Below are 15,291 nucleotides of genomic sequence, written 5' to 3'. Positions count from 1 at the left end.
CCCGCCATCCGACACCTTCCATCCCGCTGATCCGGCCGCCCCGGCCGGTGGAGGACTATAGCCATGAGCTCACCCGTGAACGCCGGGCCGCTGCCCTACGGTGCCCCCGGTGCCGCCACCCCGGACGGCTTCGAATCAACCCCTCAGCGGCTCCGCCGGACCTTGCGGACCCGCCCTGCCGAAGGCCTGCTTCGCCGGTCGGTCAGCTCCGCGGGGAACCTCTTCCGCGGGGATGATTATCCGCACCGTCTGGCCGAGGCCGCGGCCGGTGCGCAGGCACCGGTGGCCACGGGCCGGCGCATCGCCGTCGTCGGCTCCCGCGGCGGTGCCGGGAAGACCACGCTGGCGGCCCTGCTCGGATCGGTCTACTCCTCCATGCGCACCGACGCCGTTACGGTCCTGGACAACGCCCCCTCCGGCGGCACGCTGGCGCTGCGCACCGGGGTCCCCGACGCCGCCTCCCTGGATATCGCCGCCGCCGAACTGTCCCGCCGCCCCCCGACATCGCTGGCTGATCTCTCGGCGCTGCTGACACCCGCCGGCCGCGGGAACCTGCTGGTCACCGGGCGCCGCGGCACCGGCGGACGGCCGACAGCCGACGACGCCGCCGCCAAGGCACTGTCCCTGGCCATCTCCCGGTATTGCCCCATCACCGTCATGGACTGCGGCACCGGACTGGAGCTCCCCAGCACACGTTGGGCGCTTTCCCAATCCCATCTGGCGGTCTTCGCGACGACTGCCTCCGTAGCGGGCCTGGAAGATGCCGGCCTGTACGCCACGGCCTGGCGGCGGGACCCGGCACTGGCGGCCGTGCCGCTGCTGGTGGTGGTGGTCCGGAACCAGCCGGACGGACCGTTCCGCGCCGACGCCGAAGCCCGCCGTCTGACGCGCATGGGTATCGACGCCGTCGGGCTGGGATACGACCGGCACCTCGCAGCCGGAGTGGAAATCAGCCTTGCACTGCTGGCCCGCCGAACCCGTCTCGAGGCGGCCTCCCTTGCCGCCGGCGTCCTCGCGAGGGCCACGGCATGAGCGTTCGGATCCTGCACCGGCCTGCCCGGACCACGGCCCCCGCCCGCGGCCTCGAACCGTTCACCATGGACGCCCCGCCGCAGATGGAACAGGGCAAGGGCGGCATGAACATGATGTCGCTGGTACCCCTGCTCGGCGCCGGCGTCTCCATGACGGTCATGATGCTCTTCCGCGGCTCCCCGTTGGCCGCCGTGGGTGCACTGGCCATGGTGGTGACCATCCTGGCCTCCGTCATCATGATGGTCAGCCAGCGCGGAAAGCAGGGCCGCCAGCGCAAGGACCGGCGGGAAAACTATCTCGAATACCTCGAACGCTGCCGCGCCACGCTCCGCACCGAGGAACACACGGCCGTCAAGGTGGCCCGCATCGCCAGCCCGCCGCCGGACGCCCTATTCGACATCATCCGCAATACCCGCCGCATCTGGGAGCGGCGGCGGCACAACGAGGATTTCCTGGACGTACGCATCGGTACCGGGCCGCGGCAGAACCGTGAAGTGCAGATCATGAACTCCGGCTCTGCGGTGATGCAGAGTGACACCTTCATGATGACGGAACTGGAGATCCTCAAGCGGCGCTACGAGTCCAGCCCCGAACTGCCGTTGACGGTACCGCTGGACTGCGCCGGAAATGTCAGCATTGTCGGCTCCAGGGAGTTCGTGCTGCGGGTCAGCCGTCTCCTGCTGGTCCAGGGTGCGGCCTTCCATTCCCCGGAGGACCTCCATCTGGCCCTGGCCGTGCCCGAAGCCGAACGGGAAAACTGGGAGTGGGCCACCTGGCTGCCGCACTTGGCGGACCAGAAAAGCACTCACCGCACCGGGCCGGTCCGGCGGCTGGCCCCGTCCATGGACGTCTTGTCGGACCTGCTGGCCGATGACCTCCACGGACGTTCCAGTCTGGCCGCGGAGTCCCGGAAAAACTTCCTGCGCGGAGGTGTGGGCACGGCGCTGCCCCGCCTGATGGTGGTTGCCGATTCCTACGGAGAGCTGCCGGTGGAGCTGGCAGTCCCGGACAAGCAGTCCTCGCCCGGCGCCCTTGGGATCACCACGCTGTTCCTGGTGAAGGAACGCCGGCAGGAACCCAGCGAAGTGGCGATCCGCATCAGTGAGGACGGCGAGGGGTTCCGGGTGGAAAACTACCGGACCGACCCCGTGGAGCCGGTGGTCGAGGCTGGCACCCTGGACCAGTTGCCGGTCCCGCTCGCCCAGTCCCTGGCCCGCAGCCTGGCACCGCTACGGCTGTCCCCCGATTCGATGGAACACGATTCCTCGGAAAACTCCCAGGGGTTCCTGGAGATGCTGGGCCTCTCCCCGCGGCTGGATGAAGCCGATATCCGCCGGTTGTGGAAGCCCCGCGGCGAGGTGGACTTCCTGCGGGTTCCGCTGGGTCCCGATGACCGCGGGCGGCCGGCCCTGCTGGATTTGAAGGAATCGGCACAGTTCGGGCACGGCCCGCACGGCCTGTGCGTGGGTGCCACCGGCTCCGGCAAGTCCGAAATGCTGCGCAGCCTCGTGGTGGGACTGCTGGCCACGCACTCCCCCGAGGTGCTGGCCATGGTGCTGGTGGACTACAAGGGCGGCGCCACCTTTGCCCCCTTCGCCAACGCACCCCAGGTCACCGGCGTCATCACCAACCTTTCCGACGACGTCAGCCTGATCGAACGCGTCTATGCCAGCCTCTCCGGTGAAATCCAGCGCCGGCAGGAAGTCCTCAAGGAGGCCGGCAACCTCGCCAACATCACGGACTACCAGCTGCACCGGCAGGAGCTGCTCTCCCAGGGCAAAGACCTGGCGCCGCTGCCGCACCTGGTGGTCATCATTGACGAATTCGGCGAGCTGCTGACCGCACGCCCGGACTTCATTGAGCTCTTCCTGTCCATCGGCCGCATCGGCCGGTCGATCGGCGTGCACCTGCTGCTCTCCAGCCAGCGCATCGAGGGCGGCAAGCTTCGCGGCCTGGACACCTATTTGTCCTACCGGATCGGCTTGCGCACGCTCTCCGAAGCTGAGTCCCGGACCGTGCTGGACACCCCCGACGCCTTCCACCTGCCGCCGGTCCCCGGGTTCGGGTACCTGAAGGTGGACACCACCACGTACACCCGGTTCAAGTCCGGATACGTGTCCGGCCCGCTCGAGATGGAAGAAGAGGACGAGCCGGAAACCGACGACGCCGGACGGCCCGCCGTCCTGCGCGTCCCGCGGTATGCCGCGACCCTCGAAGAGGCCGTGCAGCAGGACCCCGCCAAACCGGCGTCGACCTCCGCCTCCAAGCGGACCACCGGCCCCACGGTGCTCTCCACCCTGATGGACACGCTCGCGAAATTCCCCCGCGCCGTCGAACCGATCTGGCTGCCGCCGCTCCCGGGAGGCATTGCGCTGGATATCGCCGCGGACGGGCTGGACACCACCAGCCAGGGCATCCGCCTGGCCACCGGCGGCGGCTTGAAGATCCCGGTAGGGCTGCTCGATGATCCGGCGAAGCAGTGGCAGGGCATCTGGGAAGTGGACCTGGCTGCCAACGGCGGCAATGCGGCCATTGTCGGCGGACCGCAGACCGGCAAGAGCACGGCCCTGCGCACGCTCGTCGCCAGCCTGTCCCTGACCCACTCGCCGGCCGAAGTAGGCATCTACGCCATTGACCTCCTCGGCAGCGGGCTGGTTCCGCTCGAAGGGCTCCCCCATGTGGGCGGCGTGGCGGTCCGCACCAACCGCGAGGTGGTCCGCCGTACCGTTGACGAAATCCTCGCCATGCTCTCGCAGCGCGAACGTATCTTCGAGAAGTACCAGATCGACTCCCTGCCCACTCTGCGCCGCCTGTGCGCGCAGGGCGGCATCCCTGAGCTGCCGAGTGCGGACATCGTGATGGTGCTGGACGGTTACGGCCAGCTCTCGGACGAGTTCGAAGAGATTGAAAAATCCGTACACGCCCTGATCAGCCGCGGCGGCGGATACGGCATCCATGTGGTGGTGACCTGCTCGCGGATGAACGAAATCCGCATTGCGCAGCAAAGCTTCTTCGGCAACCGGATTGAACTGCGCCTGTCGGATCCCGGGGAGTCTGCGCACGGCCGGAAACTGGCCGAGTCCGTGAGCCCGGGGACGCCCGGTCGGGCAATGACGGACCGGAAGCTGCAGGGGCATTTTGCCCTGCCGCGCATCGACTCCGAATCGGACCCGGACACCGCCAACTCCGGGATGCGGGATCTTGTGGATGCGGTGTCCGCCTCCACGGACGAACGCGCCATGCAGGTCCGCGTGCTGCCGGCAGTGGTGGACGCAGCAACCGCACCCACACCGGCGGCCCCGGCCACGGTGCCGCTGGGCCAGCGCGAGACCGACCTGGGCACCGAGCTGCTGGACCTGCACAACAAGGAACGCCATCTGGTGATCATGGGCGACGACGGCGCCGGCAAGACCAACGCCATGCGATCGGTGATCCGCCGTCTGGCCGAACAGCACAACGCCGAGGACATTGTGTTCGCGGTGTTCGATCCGCGCCGCACGCTCGCGGATGAGGTGCCGGAAGATTATCTGGGCGGATATGCCACCAGCGCAGCCCTGGCCGAACAGCTGGCGTCCGCCGTCGCCGGCGAGCTGCAGAAACGGATCAGTGCCACCCCCGAAGAGGTCGCCGCCCTGCCCCGGGTGGTGCTGGTGATCGACGACTATGACGTACTGACCGCCGGCGGCTCCTCGCCCCTGGGCAGGTTGACGCCCTTCCTGCCGCTGGCCCCGGAGATCGGGCTGCACGCAGTGCTTTCCCGCCGGGTCCGGGGTGCCAGCCGGGGCATGTACGAGTCCTTCTTCACGGCCCTGCGTGATTCCGGTGCCGCGGCGCTGATCCTCTCCGGCGACCGCGGGGAAGGCACGCTCATTAACGGTGTCCGGGCCCGGGCGCTGCCACCCGGACGCGCCCAGTTGGTCCAGCCGGGACGGCCGGTGCAGACCCTGCAGCTGTTCTGGAACGAGACGGCCAGCGACGTGTTGGCGGGAGAAGCGCGGCGCTGAGTCCGGGCTGGACGCGGCGCGGGCCCCAGGACCCCGCGCCGCCTGTCCGGTTATGCCTGGGAGACGGTGAAGCTGCGGTCACCGAAGAAAACGGTGCTGCCCACGGGTGCAAGGACGGGGCGAAGCGGTTCCAGTTCCTCCCGCAGTCCCTGGGCGGTGACGACGGCGCTGCCGTTGGTCGAATTGCGGTCCGTTACCCAGACCCCCTTCGGATCCGCCTGCAGGTGCAGATGGGTCTTGGAGACCGAGCGGCCCATGTCCGCGAAGTCGAGCAGCTGCCCCACCGTTTCCTGGGGCTTGGTTGCCGGATTCCGCCCCAGCAGCGCCGTGCCGGTCACGACGACGGCGGCGCCGTCGTCGAACTGCATCAACACGCCGGTCGAGCGGTGCCGGGACGCCACCCGGGTCATTTCCAGCTCGTCGTCCGGATGCTGGGGAACCCCTGCCGGGGCAGGGGACGGCAGGGCCGCAGCCGCCGCGCGCCGCGGGGAGGCCGGTGCCGGTGCGGCGGGCGCTCCAGCCATGGTGGCAGGCACGGTCTGGAACGGAGTGGAAGCAGCCTGGGGTACATCGGAGGCAGGGAAACCCGGCACCGCAGTGACCGGGCTGGCAGGCGAGACGGCCGTCGGCGCCTGGGCCGGGTCTGCGTTGCTTTCAGGGGCAGCCGAACCGGCGGCACGGATTCCGCCGGTCAGCAGCGGATCACGCCCGGCCCGCACGTCCACCACCAGGGTGCCGGCAACCTTGTCATGCCAGCCCTGGCGTTGGTGGTTTTTATCCCACAGGTTGGAGACCAGCAGAACCACCGGCCCCACCACCACGGCGCCGGACAACCCGAGCAGGACGTTTCGCAGCAGCACGGGGAGCAGCCCCGGCGCGTGTCCGTTGCTGCCGGTGGTCCGGATACCCAAGGCGAGGTTCCCCGGTGTCTTGCCGGAGCCCGCTTCCCAGATCCAGAGCCACAGCGCGTATCCGCTGGCCAGTACCGCTCCCGTTGTCATCCCCAGCACCCGGGCCTCGTCGCCCCCGACCAGCCAAAACAGCCAGGTCACGGCAAGCAACAACACCGCTGACGGCAACGCGTCCAGTGCCTTGGCGGCCAGACGCTGGAAAGCCGTGGCATTGACGAGGTTCGTACTGGAGGCCATCTAGGTGTTCCTTGTCGTTCTGTTGATCGAAGTACGGTCCCCGGGCGATGCCGCTTCGGGTGCCTGCGCCTGCACGTTGTCACGGACGAGCGCGGTCCCTGCCGGATCATCCGCAGGACGGTCCAGCAGTGGCAGGTCGGCCGAGGTTATGAGCTGGGACGTTACGGCATGCTCCACCAGTCGGGCCCGCCGGTTCGACGCCGGCTTCCCCTCGGCCCCGCGGAGGCCCGCCACGCCGACCCGGTCCAGCTTTTCGCACACGTTATCGAGCTTCCGGTTAAACCGGGTCTGCGACCAGCCCAGCCGCTGCGCTGCCTCCGCGGAGGTCGGCAGGGCACTGTACCCGGTGCCGTCGCGCCGCAGCAGCGGTTCCGCCAGCGCCACCATCACTGCCTTCTGGGATTCCGTAAATAGCACGGGACCGATGGTTGTTTCCCCGCTGTCGGCTGCGCTGAGGGGATCCTGCCGGAAGGTGGGCGTTTTCAGGTGGACATCGAATTCGTAGGTGGTGGAACCGGCACTGAAGATAATCCGGGTCTGTTCAAAGACCACAGGAAGCCGGGCGCCGGGCGCCAACCAGGCCTGCATACCGCCGCCCGAGTCCGCAATGGTGGCAGAGATCCGGCTGCCGATATTCGTCAGCCACCAGATCCCGTTGTCCTTGGCGATGCTGAGGAACTTCCGGTGCAGATAGGGATTGTCGTCGATGGCCAGATCGCCCTCCCTGCCGATGCTGAAAACGGCAGTTTCCTGCGGCTCGTACCATTCGCCGCAGTACTCTATGCCAAGCTCCCCCACGCGTCTCCCCCTTGTCCGGTTGCCCGGCTTTCCGTGCGGCTCCCCCATGGCCCCGCTACGCCTTCATTGTCCATCCGCACCTGCTGCTTCTCACTGCGGCGCGCAGAACGCGACCGGCGGCGATGCTTTCCCGTTGTCCCTCGCCACTTGCACTTCTATACAGGTCTCGCCGTCCGATGCCGGAACCTGTGCCTTGGCCTCCGGTGTCCGGACCATCTCTCCCCGAGCGGTGGCACTGACCGTCCGCCACAGATAAATATCCCCGTCTGCCGGTTCCGGGTTCTTCCAGGTGAACACCACTGAACCGTCCGAAACAGCGGCGGCCAGCGATTCGGGCGGGAGCACCGCACCTTCGGTCCCCGCCAAGGGATTCTGCGCGGATTTCGACGGTGTGGGCAGGACGCTCTTCGGTTCCGTTTCGGGCAGCAGCAGGGCCGCAGCGACAATGCCGATGGCGGCTGCTGCCGCAGTCACCAGACCGATGCGCAGTGCAGTCTTGCCGCGGCGCCGGGGCGGTTCCGGCCAGCTGAAAGCCTCCGGAACCCCCGTGTCCACGGCCCCCGGGGCCGGTCCCGTCGGCGCAACTCCCGAACGCATTACCGTGCCCTCGTGGACCGCAGCAGCCTCGTCGCCGCCGGAGGCGGGGCCCGGGGAAACAGCAGCAGGGACCGCCGCCCGCGCCGCACCGGCGCCGGTGACTGACGACGTCGGGCGCTGCAAGGGTGCCCGGCGCGGCGGCGTCGTGGTGCCTGGATCAATGGAGACCACGCGCCGGATGCGGGTGCGGTCCTCGTCGTCGCCGCTCTCCTCAGCCTGGTCCGGCTCCTGCAGCACCTCAAACGGCGTACTGGCCAGGTTCAGCTCGCCCTGGATCCGCTGAAGTGCCAGCCCGAAGGCGTAGGCGGAGGAGAACCGGGACTCGGGAGACTTGGCCATGGCCGTGGCCAAAGCCAGTTCCAGCGATTCCGGGACGTCCGCTCGTCCGGTGGGCCGCAGCGGCTGGCTGACAATCCGGTCGATCAGTTCACGCTGGGTATTGCCCTGCCCGGGCACTACAAACGGCGAGCGCGCTGCCAGCAGGGTGTACAGGGTGGCGCCGAGGGCCCAGACGTCAACCCGGATTCCGTCCGCCCGGCCGCCGGTGAGCGCTTCCGGCGGCGACCAGGGAATGGACAGTCCCAGGTCCTCGTCCTCGGCGGCGTCGGTGGTGCCGGAAATCCCGAAGTCCGTCAGGGCGGGACGGTTGTAGTCCGTGGTGAGGATATTGGCCGGTTTAATGTCCCGGTGGGCGATACCGGCCCGGTGCGCGGTCTCTACGGCGGAGGCCACCTGGATTCCGATGGTGAGCACTTCAGCCAACGGCAGGCCGCCCTGGCGGTACCGGATGTCGAGGCTGGGCCGGGAGCAGTACTCCATGGCCAGATAGGAGTGGCCGGCCTCAGTGATGTCCGCTTCATAGATGGTGACGATGTACGGGTGCGAGGACAGCTGTGCCATGAGGTTCGCCTCGGCCTCGAAGCTGCGCCGGGCGCTGTTCGTGCGCAGGTCCGAGAGGAGCACCTTGACGGCGACCCGCCGCCGGGGATGGTCCTGCTCATAGAGGTAGACGTCGGCAAAGCCGCCGGAACCCAGGTGCCGCAGGTAGCGGTAGCCGGAGATCTCCGGCGGGGGTGCCGGAGCACGCTTCTTCATGCCAGTCCCTCGAACCGGATCCAGACGTCGTCGCCGAGCTCGGCGGTGTCGCCGTCGAGCACAATCACCCCTTCACCCTGGCCCAGGCGGTGCGGCAGCTGTCCGTTGCGGACCAGCACGGTGCCGTTCGTGGAGAACAGGTCCCGGAGCATCACATGCCACCCCTCCAGCCGGATCTCCGCGTGCGAGCGGGAAATGTCGCCTCCGCTGCTGGGAACCTGCACCATCCGCGGCATGTCCGAGCCCGGAGTCCTCGCCACCGACGGCTGGCGCCCGACAACAATGTTCCGGTCCAGGACCTCCGTATGGCCGGTGGAAAACACCGCCCGTCCCAGGGCAGGACGGCTCACCGGGTGGGGCTCTTCGCCCAGCGGCTGCCCGCAGTGCACGCACACGCTGCGCGTAGGCGGATTTGCATGCCCCTGCGGGCAGGTGCGGGCCAGAACCGTCGGGGCCGTACCCGGGTGGCTGGCAGGGGCCGGTGCCGCATGGCCGGCAGGGGCCGGTGCCTCCTTGGCCAGTTCGCTGCTCATGATGGTGTCGCCGTCGTGGTCCAGGTCATCGGGTGCCTCACCGGCAGGTACCGCGGGAGCTGGGGCCGTGACCGGAACGGCCTCCGGAGCTGCAGACACCGGGGCCGCAGGTATGGGTGAAGGCGCCGGCGCGGGGGCCGGTGCGGGAGCCGACGGCGCCGGGGCTACCGGTGCCGGCGCTGCGGCAGCGGCAGCGGGAACCCGAGCTGCCGGGACCGAAGCTGCTGGTACCGGGACTCCGGCCGGACGCCCGGGAGCACCGACCGGGGCCGCCGAGTTGCTGCGCTGCCACGGCACTGAATCGATCAGTGCACCGGACGGCACGGCGGCTGCTTTCGGTGCGGGCGGAAGCGGTGCTTCGACAGGCTGGAGGGTATCCGACGGGACGAAAGCTTCGTCCGGGGGCCGGACGGTCTCGCTCAGGTCCGTCTCCTCCGCGGAAACCGGCTCTTGCTCGGGTTCCACGGTTTGCTCCGCTGTTATACCGGGTTCAGCCGGACCGGCAGCGTTACCTTCCGGCGAAGGGCCCGGCGTTGAGGCCGGCGCGGAGGGGCGGGCAGCGGCGGGCTGGGATGAGCCGGGCTGGGGTTCCGCGGGCTGGACGGCAGCGGGCTGGACGGCAGCGGGCTGAGAAGCTGCGGGCTGGGATTCCGGTTGGGCAGCCGCGGGCTGGACGGCAGCGGGCTGAGCAGTTGCGGGCTGGGATTCCGGTTGGGCAGCCGCAGGCTGGACGGCAGCGGGCTGAGCAGTTGCGGGCTGGGATTCCGGTTGGGCAGCCGCAGGCTGGACGGCAGCGGGCTGGGATGAGGCCTGCTTCGCATCGGCGGTCATCCGCGCCCCAACTTCCAGAGCCCCGACTTCCAGAGCCCCGACGTCCCGCGAGCCGAATTCCAGCATCGAAACCAGGGCAACGCCGCTTTCGAGCGGCAGCAGCGGATCCTCCGCGGATCTCCCGGCACCACCATCCGAAGCCGAGGCCTTCAGGGTGAACGAGCCGCCAGCCGGCAGGACCCGTTCGCTCCACGTGGTGACGAATTCGCCCGACGCGGCCGGCTCGTCCTTCCCTGCCTCCTGCAGTTCCAGCGGGCCGCGCAGGATGACGTGCAGGCGCTCCCGGTCCCGCAGGGAAAGCACACCGAAGGACGGCATATCCGCAAGACTTCCGGTGAGCCCCCCGGAGACAGCCGAAAAAACGCGGTCGAGTGCCGGCTCGGTTGCCAGCAGTGACCAGATCTCCCGTACCCGCTCTTCCCCGGTGTCCGGGGGCAGCAGGCACAGCACCGAATCGCGAACCAGGCACAGCCACGTCCCGGGGCGGTAGCGTAGGCCTTTCATTCCTCTGCAGTCTTCCGCTGGACCGCCGGGTCAATGCCGGGACCCGCCGGGCCGCCTTCGACGGGACGGGGGCCGGTGGACTGCGCTTCCTGGGAAGCTCCGGGCAGCGTGATGGCGGCGGACTCGTGTCCGTCCGGTCCGCCCTCGGCGTCGATGACCAAAACCGTGACGTTGTCCCGCCCGCCCGAGCGCAATGCAGCCTGGACCAAGGCGGCACAGGCGTCCTGGGGATTGGTCACGGACGTCAGGATCTGCAGGATGTGCCCGTCCGCCACCTCGCCGGTGAGACCGTCGGAGCAGACCAGGAGCCGGTCCCCGGGTTCCACCGGGATCAGCCAGAAGTCTGCCTCGGCATCATTTCCGGTGCCCAGGGCGCGGGTGACGACGTGGCGGCGCGGATGCACCAGGGCCTCGTCCGGAGTAATCTGTCCCAGATCCACCAGCTCCTGGACCTCGGAGTGGTCCACTGTGATCTGTTCCAGCACGCCGTGGCTCAGCCGATAGGTGCGTGAATCGCCCACGTTGAACACCAGCCAGTAGGGGTTTCCCCCTTCCCGGACGAGGACGGCGCCGGTCAGCGTGGTGCCTGCCCGCCCGCCTGTGGCCTCACGGATGCGGTGGTCCGCCTCCTTAACCAGAGCCTCCAGCTGTTCAGCCGAGAACTCCGGCAGGTGCTTGCCCACTATCGGGGAATCACCCAGGGTCCGGACACAGATGCTGCTGGCCACCTCCCCCGCCTCGTGTCCGCCCATGCCGTCGGCGATGGCAAAGATCGGGTCAGCGGCAATGAGCGAGTCCTCATTCAGTTCGCGGCGCAGTCCGCGGTCCGAGGCGTAGCCGAACACGGCGTGCATATCGGTATCCGGGGATGCAGTTTCGTCGGAGTTCATTCACGCCCTATCCGGAAGGTTCACTAAAGTGATCTGGCTTACGAGTTCTCCTGCTTACCCTAGCCGACGGCAGCGCCCAGCGGTCCGGCGTGAGGCGGCGGGTCCACATCCTCGCGTCGAGCAGCAAGGAGCGCGGTGAATAGCGGGCCCGCTGGCGCCGCCAGAAACCCACTGATCCTGCGAGCCTGCCCAGATGCTCCTCGACTTGCTTCCAGTACTCTTCGACCTCAGCCTCGGAAGGTTCACCCGGGCCGAAGATACCGGCGTCGGCGCGCCGGGCCAGGACAGCGGTCGAATCCGCCGCGACCGGGAACGCATGCTGCAGGAGGGCTGCATGTTCGCGCCGGGTCGCGCGGCTGGGCGGGCGGCTGCCCAGGTCGGTCGCCAGGCTCACCACTTCCTTCCAGCCGCCGCCGACCCGCCGGGAGGGCGAGCCGGACGTCCGCCGGGAGGGCGAGCCGGACGTCCGCCGGGAGCGCCGCCGTCGGACCTTGACCAGCAGGATCAGCAACAACGGTCCCAGCAGGATGACAAGCGGCAGCGAGGCCAGGGCTACAAGGCGCAGCCAGTAGCGGAACGTAACCCAGAAATCGTCTTCCTGCTCCTCGGGGTCCTGGGCCTCGGCCTCCGTGTCCGGAGGCAGCTCGGCCGGTTCCTGCGGCGGAGGCGGCGGCTGCAGGACCTGGGGTTTCGGCGTGGACTTCGGTTGCTGCTGCGGCGGCACCGGTTCGTTATCCTCATCCGGAGTGGGGAAGAAGGGCACCCAGCCCACGTGTTCGAACTCCACCTCAACCCAGGCGTGGACGTCGTCACCGGTGATTTCCAGCGGCGCCGACGGATCCTTCACTTCGTCCCAATCCGGATAGAAGCCCATAACCACGCGAGCCGGGATGCCCAGCTTGCGTGCCATCAACGCCATCGCGACGGCATACTGCTCGTCGTCGCCGACCATCTGGTCCGCGTCCATCAGCCGCAGCATCCGCGCGGCTCCGTGTCCGGGCAGCGAGGGGGTCTCCCCCTCCTTGCCGTTGCTGAAGAAGCCCTCCGAGGCAAGGATCTGCTGCAGGCGGCGCACGCGCTGGACCGGGCGGGACTCCTCACCGACGTAATCCGCCGCCTTCGAGCCCAGGATCGGCGGATCGTTGTAGACCCGGGGAAGCTGGGTGGAGGAGAAGCGGTACTTGGCCAGCTGGGCGTCGTCGGGCTCTTCGGGGAAAAGGACGCTGGCCTCATAGGTATCCCCCGGCTGCAGCTGCGCCACCGTCAACGCGGTGCCGGAGGCTTCGCTGTAGTAGAGGCCGGCGGCGAGGTCCGCGGCACGTTCACCCGTTACCTTGAAGCCCGTCGCCTGCCCGCCTGCCGGGACCCAGGCGCCGCCGTACTCACCAACGGTGAACTTCAGGTTCGCCTTGGTGCCGTCCTCGTCGGCTGCCTGTGCCAGGTCCGAGCGTGCGTCACCCACGCGGGTGAAGTTCCCGTTGCTGCCCGGGTCCACGGTGTAGACCACGCCGTCGTAGGCGTCCAGCGCGGCCAGGCGGATGCGCTGGCCCTCGGGCAGTCCTTCCACCGTGAAGAGCGTGGTGTCCGATTCGTCCTTCACATACCGCCGGAAGTCCGTGAGCGGGCTGGGATAGTCGAAGAGGTCCACGGGCGGCTCGACGACGTCGCGCAGCACCTGGCGGTCGGCGCCCTGGTCCAGCAGCGGAGCCGCGCCGAGGGACGCAGCGAGCGCTACGGCAAGCACGGCCGCCCCGAAACCGAGCCGCCGGGTGCGGGCGGACCGGGCGGCAGCGGACGGCTGCCCGGACGCGCTGCGGAGTTTTCGTCTGGTCGTCTCTCCCGCCCCGGCAGCCGGGGAGCTGCCCTGCAGGGTAATGGTTTCGACCGTGCCCCGGCCCAGCTCCCGCCGGTAGGCCAGCCAAGGCATCGTCAGGGCAATCAGCACGGCCCCGCGGATGCCGGGCAGCGGCGCCTCGTCCGTGCCGAGGGCAATGCCTGCGACGAACACTGCCACGACAGGGGCCAACACCCAGTAGGGGCGCCGGGCACGCCAGGCGAGGAGACCGGCCACCAGTCCGCCGACCAGGCCAAGCAGGAACGGCACCACCAGCATGCCCGCCGCAAGGCCGACGGGCGGCGCGATGGTCAGCAGGTCCTTCCACGCAAAAACGATGCCCAGGACCAGCACCCGGACGGAAGCGAACGAGGGGACGATGCCGGCGATGGCTTCGAGCGGTGCCGCGAATGCGCTGCCCAACAGCACATAGGTGCCCGCCGCAGCGCCCGCGGTGGCCCAGAATCCCCAGCGCAGGCGAGCGGATGCTTCGGCCAGGCCCAGGCCCAGCAGGATGCCGCCGATCCCGGCTACCAGGAACCGCATATCCCAGCCGAAGGTGGGTCCGAGGCCCAGGATCCCGAGGGTCAACACTGCCGTGAGGAGCGCCCAGTCAGCCAGCCGGGGCAACAGGGCTGCCAAACCCGGGCCGGTCACGTGCGTACTCACGCGACCGCCTTCCGCAGCACGCCGGGGAGGCTATGGAGATCCCCGATGTCCAGCACCGCGAGCTCACCTATGGCGGCCAAAGCCGGTTCCATGCCGGTCCCGCAGCGCAGCGCAATGCAGCGGATGCCCGGCGGAACCTTCATCGAGGCGGACCGCAGCGCGGCGCCGTTGGGTTCGGTACCCGTAACAAGGAACACGACGGAGGCGTTGGGCACGGCGTCCGCCGTGATCCGGGCGAGGTCGACGATCCCGGAGGTGCGTGTCTGGCCCTCTGCCACGGTGAGGCCGTCCAGCATGGCACCGGCAGTCACGCAGCGCAGCGGCCCGTCCTGGGTCAGTACCGACAATGCCAGCTGTTCGCGGAACGCCTGGACTCCCAGCGAACCCGCAACCGAAACCGCCAGTTCCAGGTCCTCCTCGGAGGCGTACTCGGCGCTGCTCAAAGACAGTGCGACCGCCACATGGGAACGCCGGGTTTCTTCAAACTGGCGGACCATCAGGGTGCCCGTCCGCGCGGTGGTCTTCCAGTGGATGTGCCGGCGGTCATCACCGGGAACATAGGCCCGGAGGGCATGGAAGGCCACATCCGAACTGGACAGGTCCGTTGTGGGCTCGCCTTCCAGGTCCCGGATGAATCCCGTGGTGGAACCGCTCAGGGACACGGTGCGGGGATGCACGTACAGGTCCACGGCATCGGCCCAGATGAGCCGCCTGCCCATCAGCCGCAGCGGATCCTGGCGCACGGACTCCACGGGGCCCACGCCAATCACGGCTCGCCGGCGCGTAGGGATACTGAAGAGTTCCTCATGTGTCTGTCCCGGACGCATGCGGGGCAGGTCAAACGCGGCGACGGCTCCGCCCACCGGAAGCTCAAAGGTCACCGGAAGCATCGACCGCGCGGCCGTGCTCGTGATGCTGAGGCTGCCTACCGCGGCATCGCCGACGGCAACCCGGGTGCGGGCCAGGTCCAGTGCCACGTCATAGGAGAGCCTGCCGACGACGAACGCCGTTCCCAGCACCAGCAGGACACCGGAGCCGACGGCGGCAACCAGCGCCTCCTGCCAGTTGAACACCGTGCCGAGGAGAACAAGAACGAAGGTGAGCCCCACGGCCAGCCAGCCCAGCGGGCTGACAGCTGCCATGGCGGCCCGCAGGCGGTGTCCCGCCGAGCCAAGTCCGGCTCCCGTCCGTTCCAGGACCGGAGCCAGGCGCCGGGCGGCCGGTGCCAGTTTGGGTGCTGCGGCCCGCCAGTAAGCGGAGCGGAGGAATGCACGACGCAGCCGCAGGATGCGCCGGCGCAGGCTGACTGCGGCGCGCCGGCTCCAGCGGCCGGTGCGCCCGGGAAACTTTGGCATG

At 69.0% G+C, this 15,291-nt stretch carries 10 protein-coding genes; 2 read left to right on the top strand and 8 right to left on the bottom strand.

Annotation, left to right across the window (positions count from 1 at the left end; all coding sequences use genetic code 11):
- Positions 1 to 63 precede the first annotated feature (63 nt).
- Together N2K98_RS05120 and eccCa are read left to right on the top strand one after the other, a co-directional pair.
- A complete protein-coding gene (locus N2K98_RS05120) occupies positions 64 to 1,032 on the top strand; it encodes a hypothetical protein (RefSeq protein WP_255866256.1) in 969 nt (322 codons plus the stop codon).
- On the top strand, positions 1,029 to 5,036 hold the full coding sequence (eccCa, locus tag N2K98_RS05115; RefSeq protein ID WP_255866255.1) for a type VII secretion protein EccCa: 4,008 nt from the start codon (positions 1,029 to 1,031) through the stop codon (positions 5,034 to 5,036). Before N2K98_RS05120 ends, eccCa begins: the two co-directional genes overlap by 4 nt.
- A 50-nt stretch (positions 5,037 to 5,086) precedes the next feature.
- Here eccCa and N2K98_RS05110 read toward each other — a convergent pair whose 3' ends face one another.
- The 8 genes from N2K98_RS05110 to N2K98_RS05075 form a co-directional block, all read right to left on the bottom strand.
- Complete coding sequence (locus N2K98_RS05110) at positions 5,087 to 6,184, bottom strand: RDD family protein (protein ID WP_255866254.1); 1,098 nt, start codon at positions 6,182 to 6,184, stop codon at positions 5,087 to 5,089.
- Positions 6,185 to 6,982 (bottom strand): hypothetical protein, encoded by a 798-nt coding sequence (locus tag N2K98_RS05105; protein ID WP_255866253.1) that lies wholly within the window; start codon positions 6,980 to 6,982, stop codon positions 6,185 to 6,187. It abuts the gene before it with no gap.
- A gap of 90 nt (positions 6,983 to 7,072) precedes the next feature.
- Positions 7,073 to 8,674: a serine/threonine-protein kinase gene (locus N2K98_RS05100; protein WP_255866252.1), complete on the bottom strand. Its 1,602-nt coding sequence runs from the start codon at positions 8,672 to 8,674 to the stop codon at positions 7,073 to 7,075.
- On the bottom strand, positions 8,671 to 9,672 hold the full coding sequence (locus N2K98_RS05095) for an FHA domain-containing protein (RefSeq protein WP_260554071.1): 1,002 nt from the start codon (positions 9,670 to 9,672) through the stop codon (positions 8,671 to 8,673). Before N2K98_RS05095 ends, N2K98_RS05100 begins: the two co-directional genes overlap by 4 nt.
- A 14-nt stretch (positions 9,673 to 9,686) precedes the next feature.
- Positions 9,687 to 10,028, bottom strand: coding sequence for a hypothetical protein (locus tag N2K98_RS05090; protein ID WP_260554070.1), 342 nt, complete (start codon positions 10,026 to 10,028; stop codon positions 9,687 to 9,689).
- 510 nt (positions 10,029 to 10,538) lie between these two features.
- Entirely contained in the window at positions 10,539 to 11,432 is an 894-nt protein-coding gene (locus N2K98_RS05085; protein WP_255866250.1) for a PP2C family protein-serine/threonine phosphatase, read from the bottom strand.
- A gap of 7 nt (positions 11,433 to 11,439) precedes the next feature.
- A complete protein-coding gene (locus N2K98_RS05080) occupies positions 11,440 to 13,935 on the bottom strand; it encodes a transglutaminaseTgpA domain-containing protein (protein WP_260554069.1) in 2,496 nt (831 codons plus the stop codon).
- Positions 13,932 to 15,290, bottom strand: coding sequence for a DUF58 domain-containing protein (locus N2K98_RS05075; RefSeq protein ID WP_255866248.1), 1,359 nt, complete (start codon positions 15,288 to 15,290; stop codon positions 13,932 to 13,934). The genes N2K98_RS05080 and N2K98_RS05075 overlap by 4 nt, the downstream gene beginning before the upstream one ends.
- Between the last annotated feature and the right edge of the window lies 1 nt (position 15,291).

The organism is Arthrobacter jinronghuae (assembly GCF_025244825.1).
GTDB classification, from domain to species: Bacteria; Actinomycetota; Actinomycetes; order Actinomycetales; family Micrococcaceae; genus Arthrobacter_B; species Arthrobacter_B jinronghuae.
This window is presented reverse-complemented; position numbering and strand designations above follow the sequence as displayed.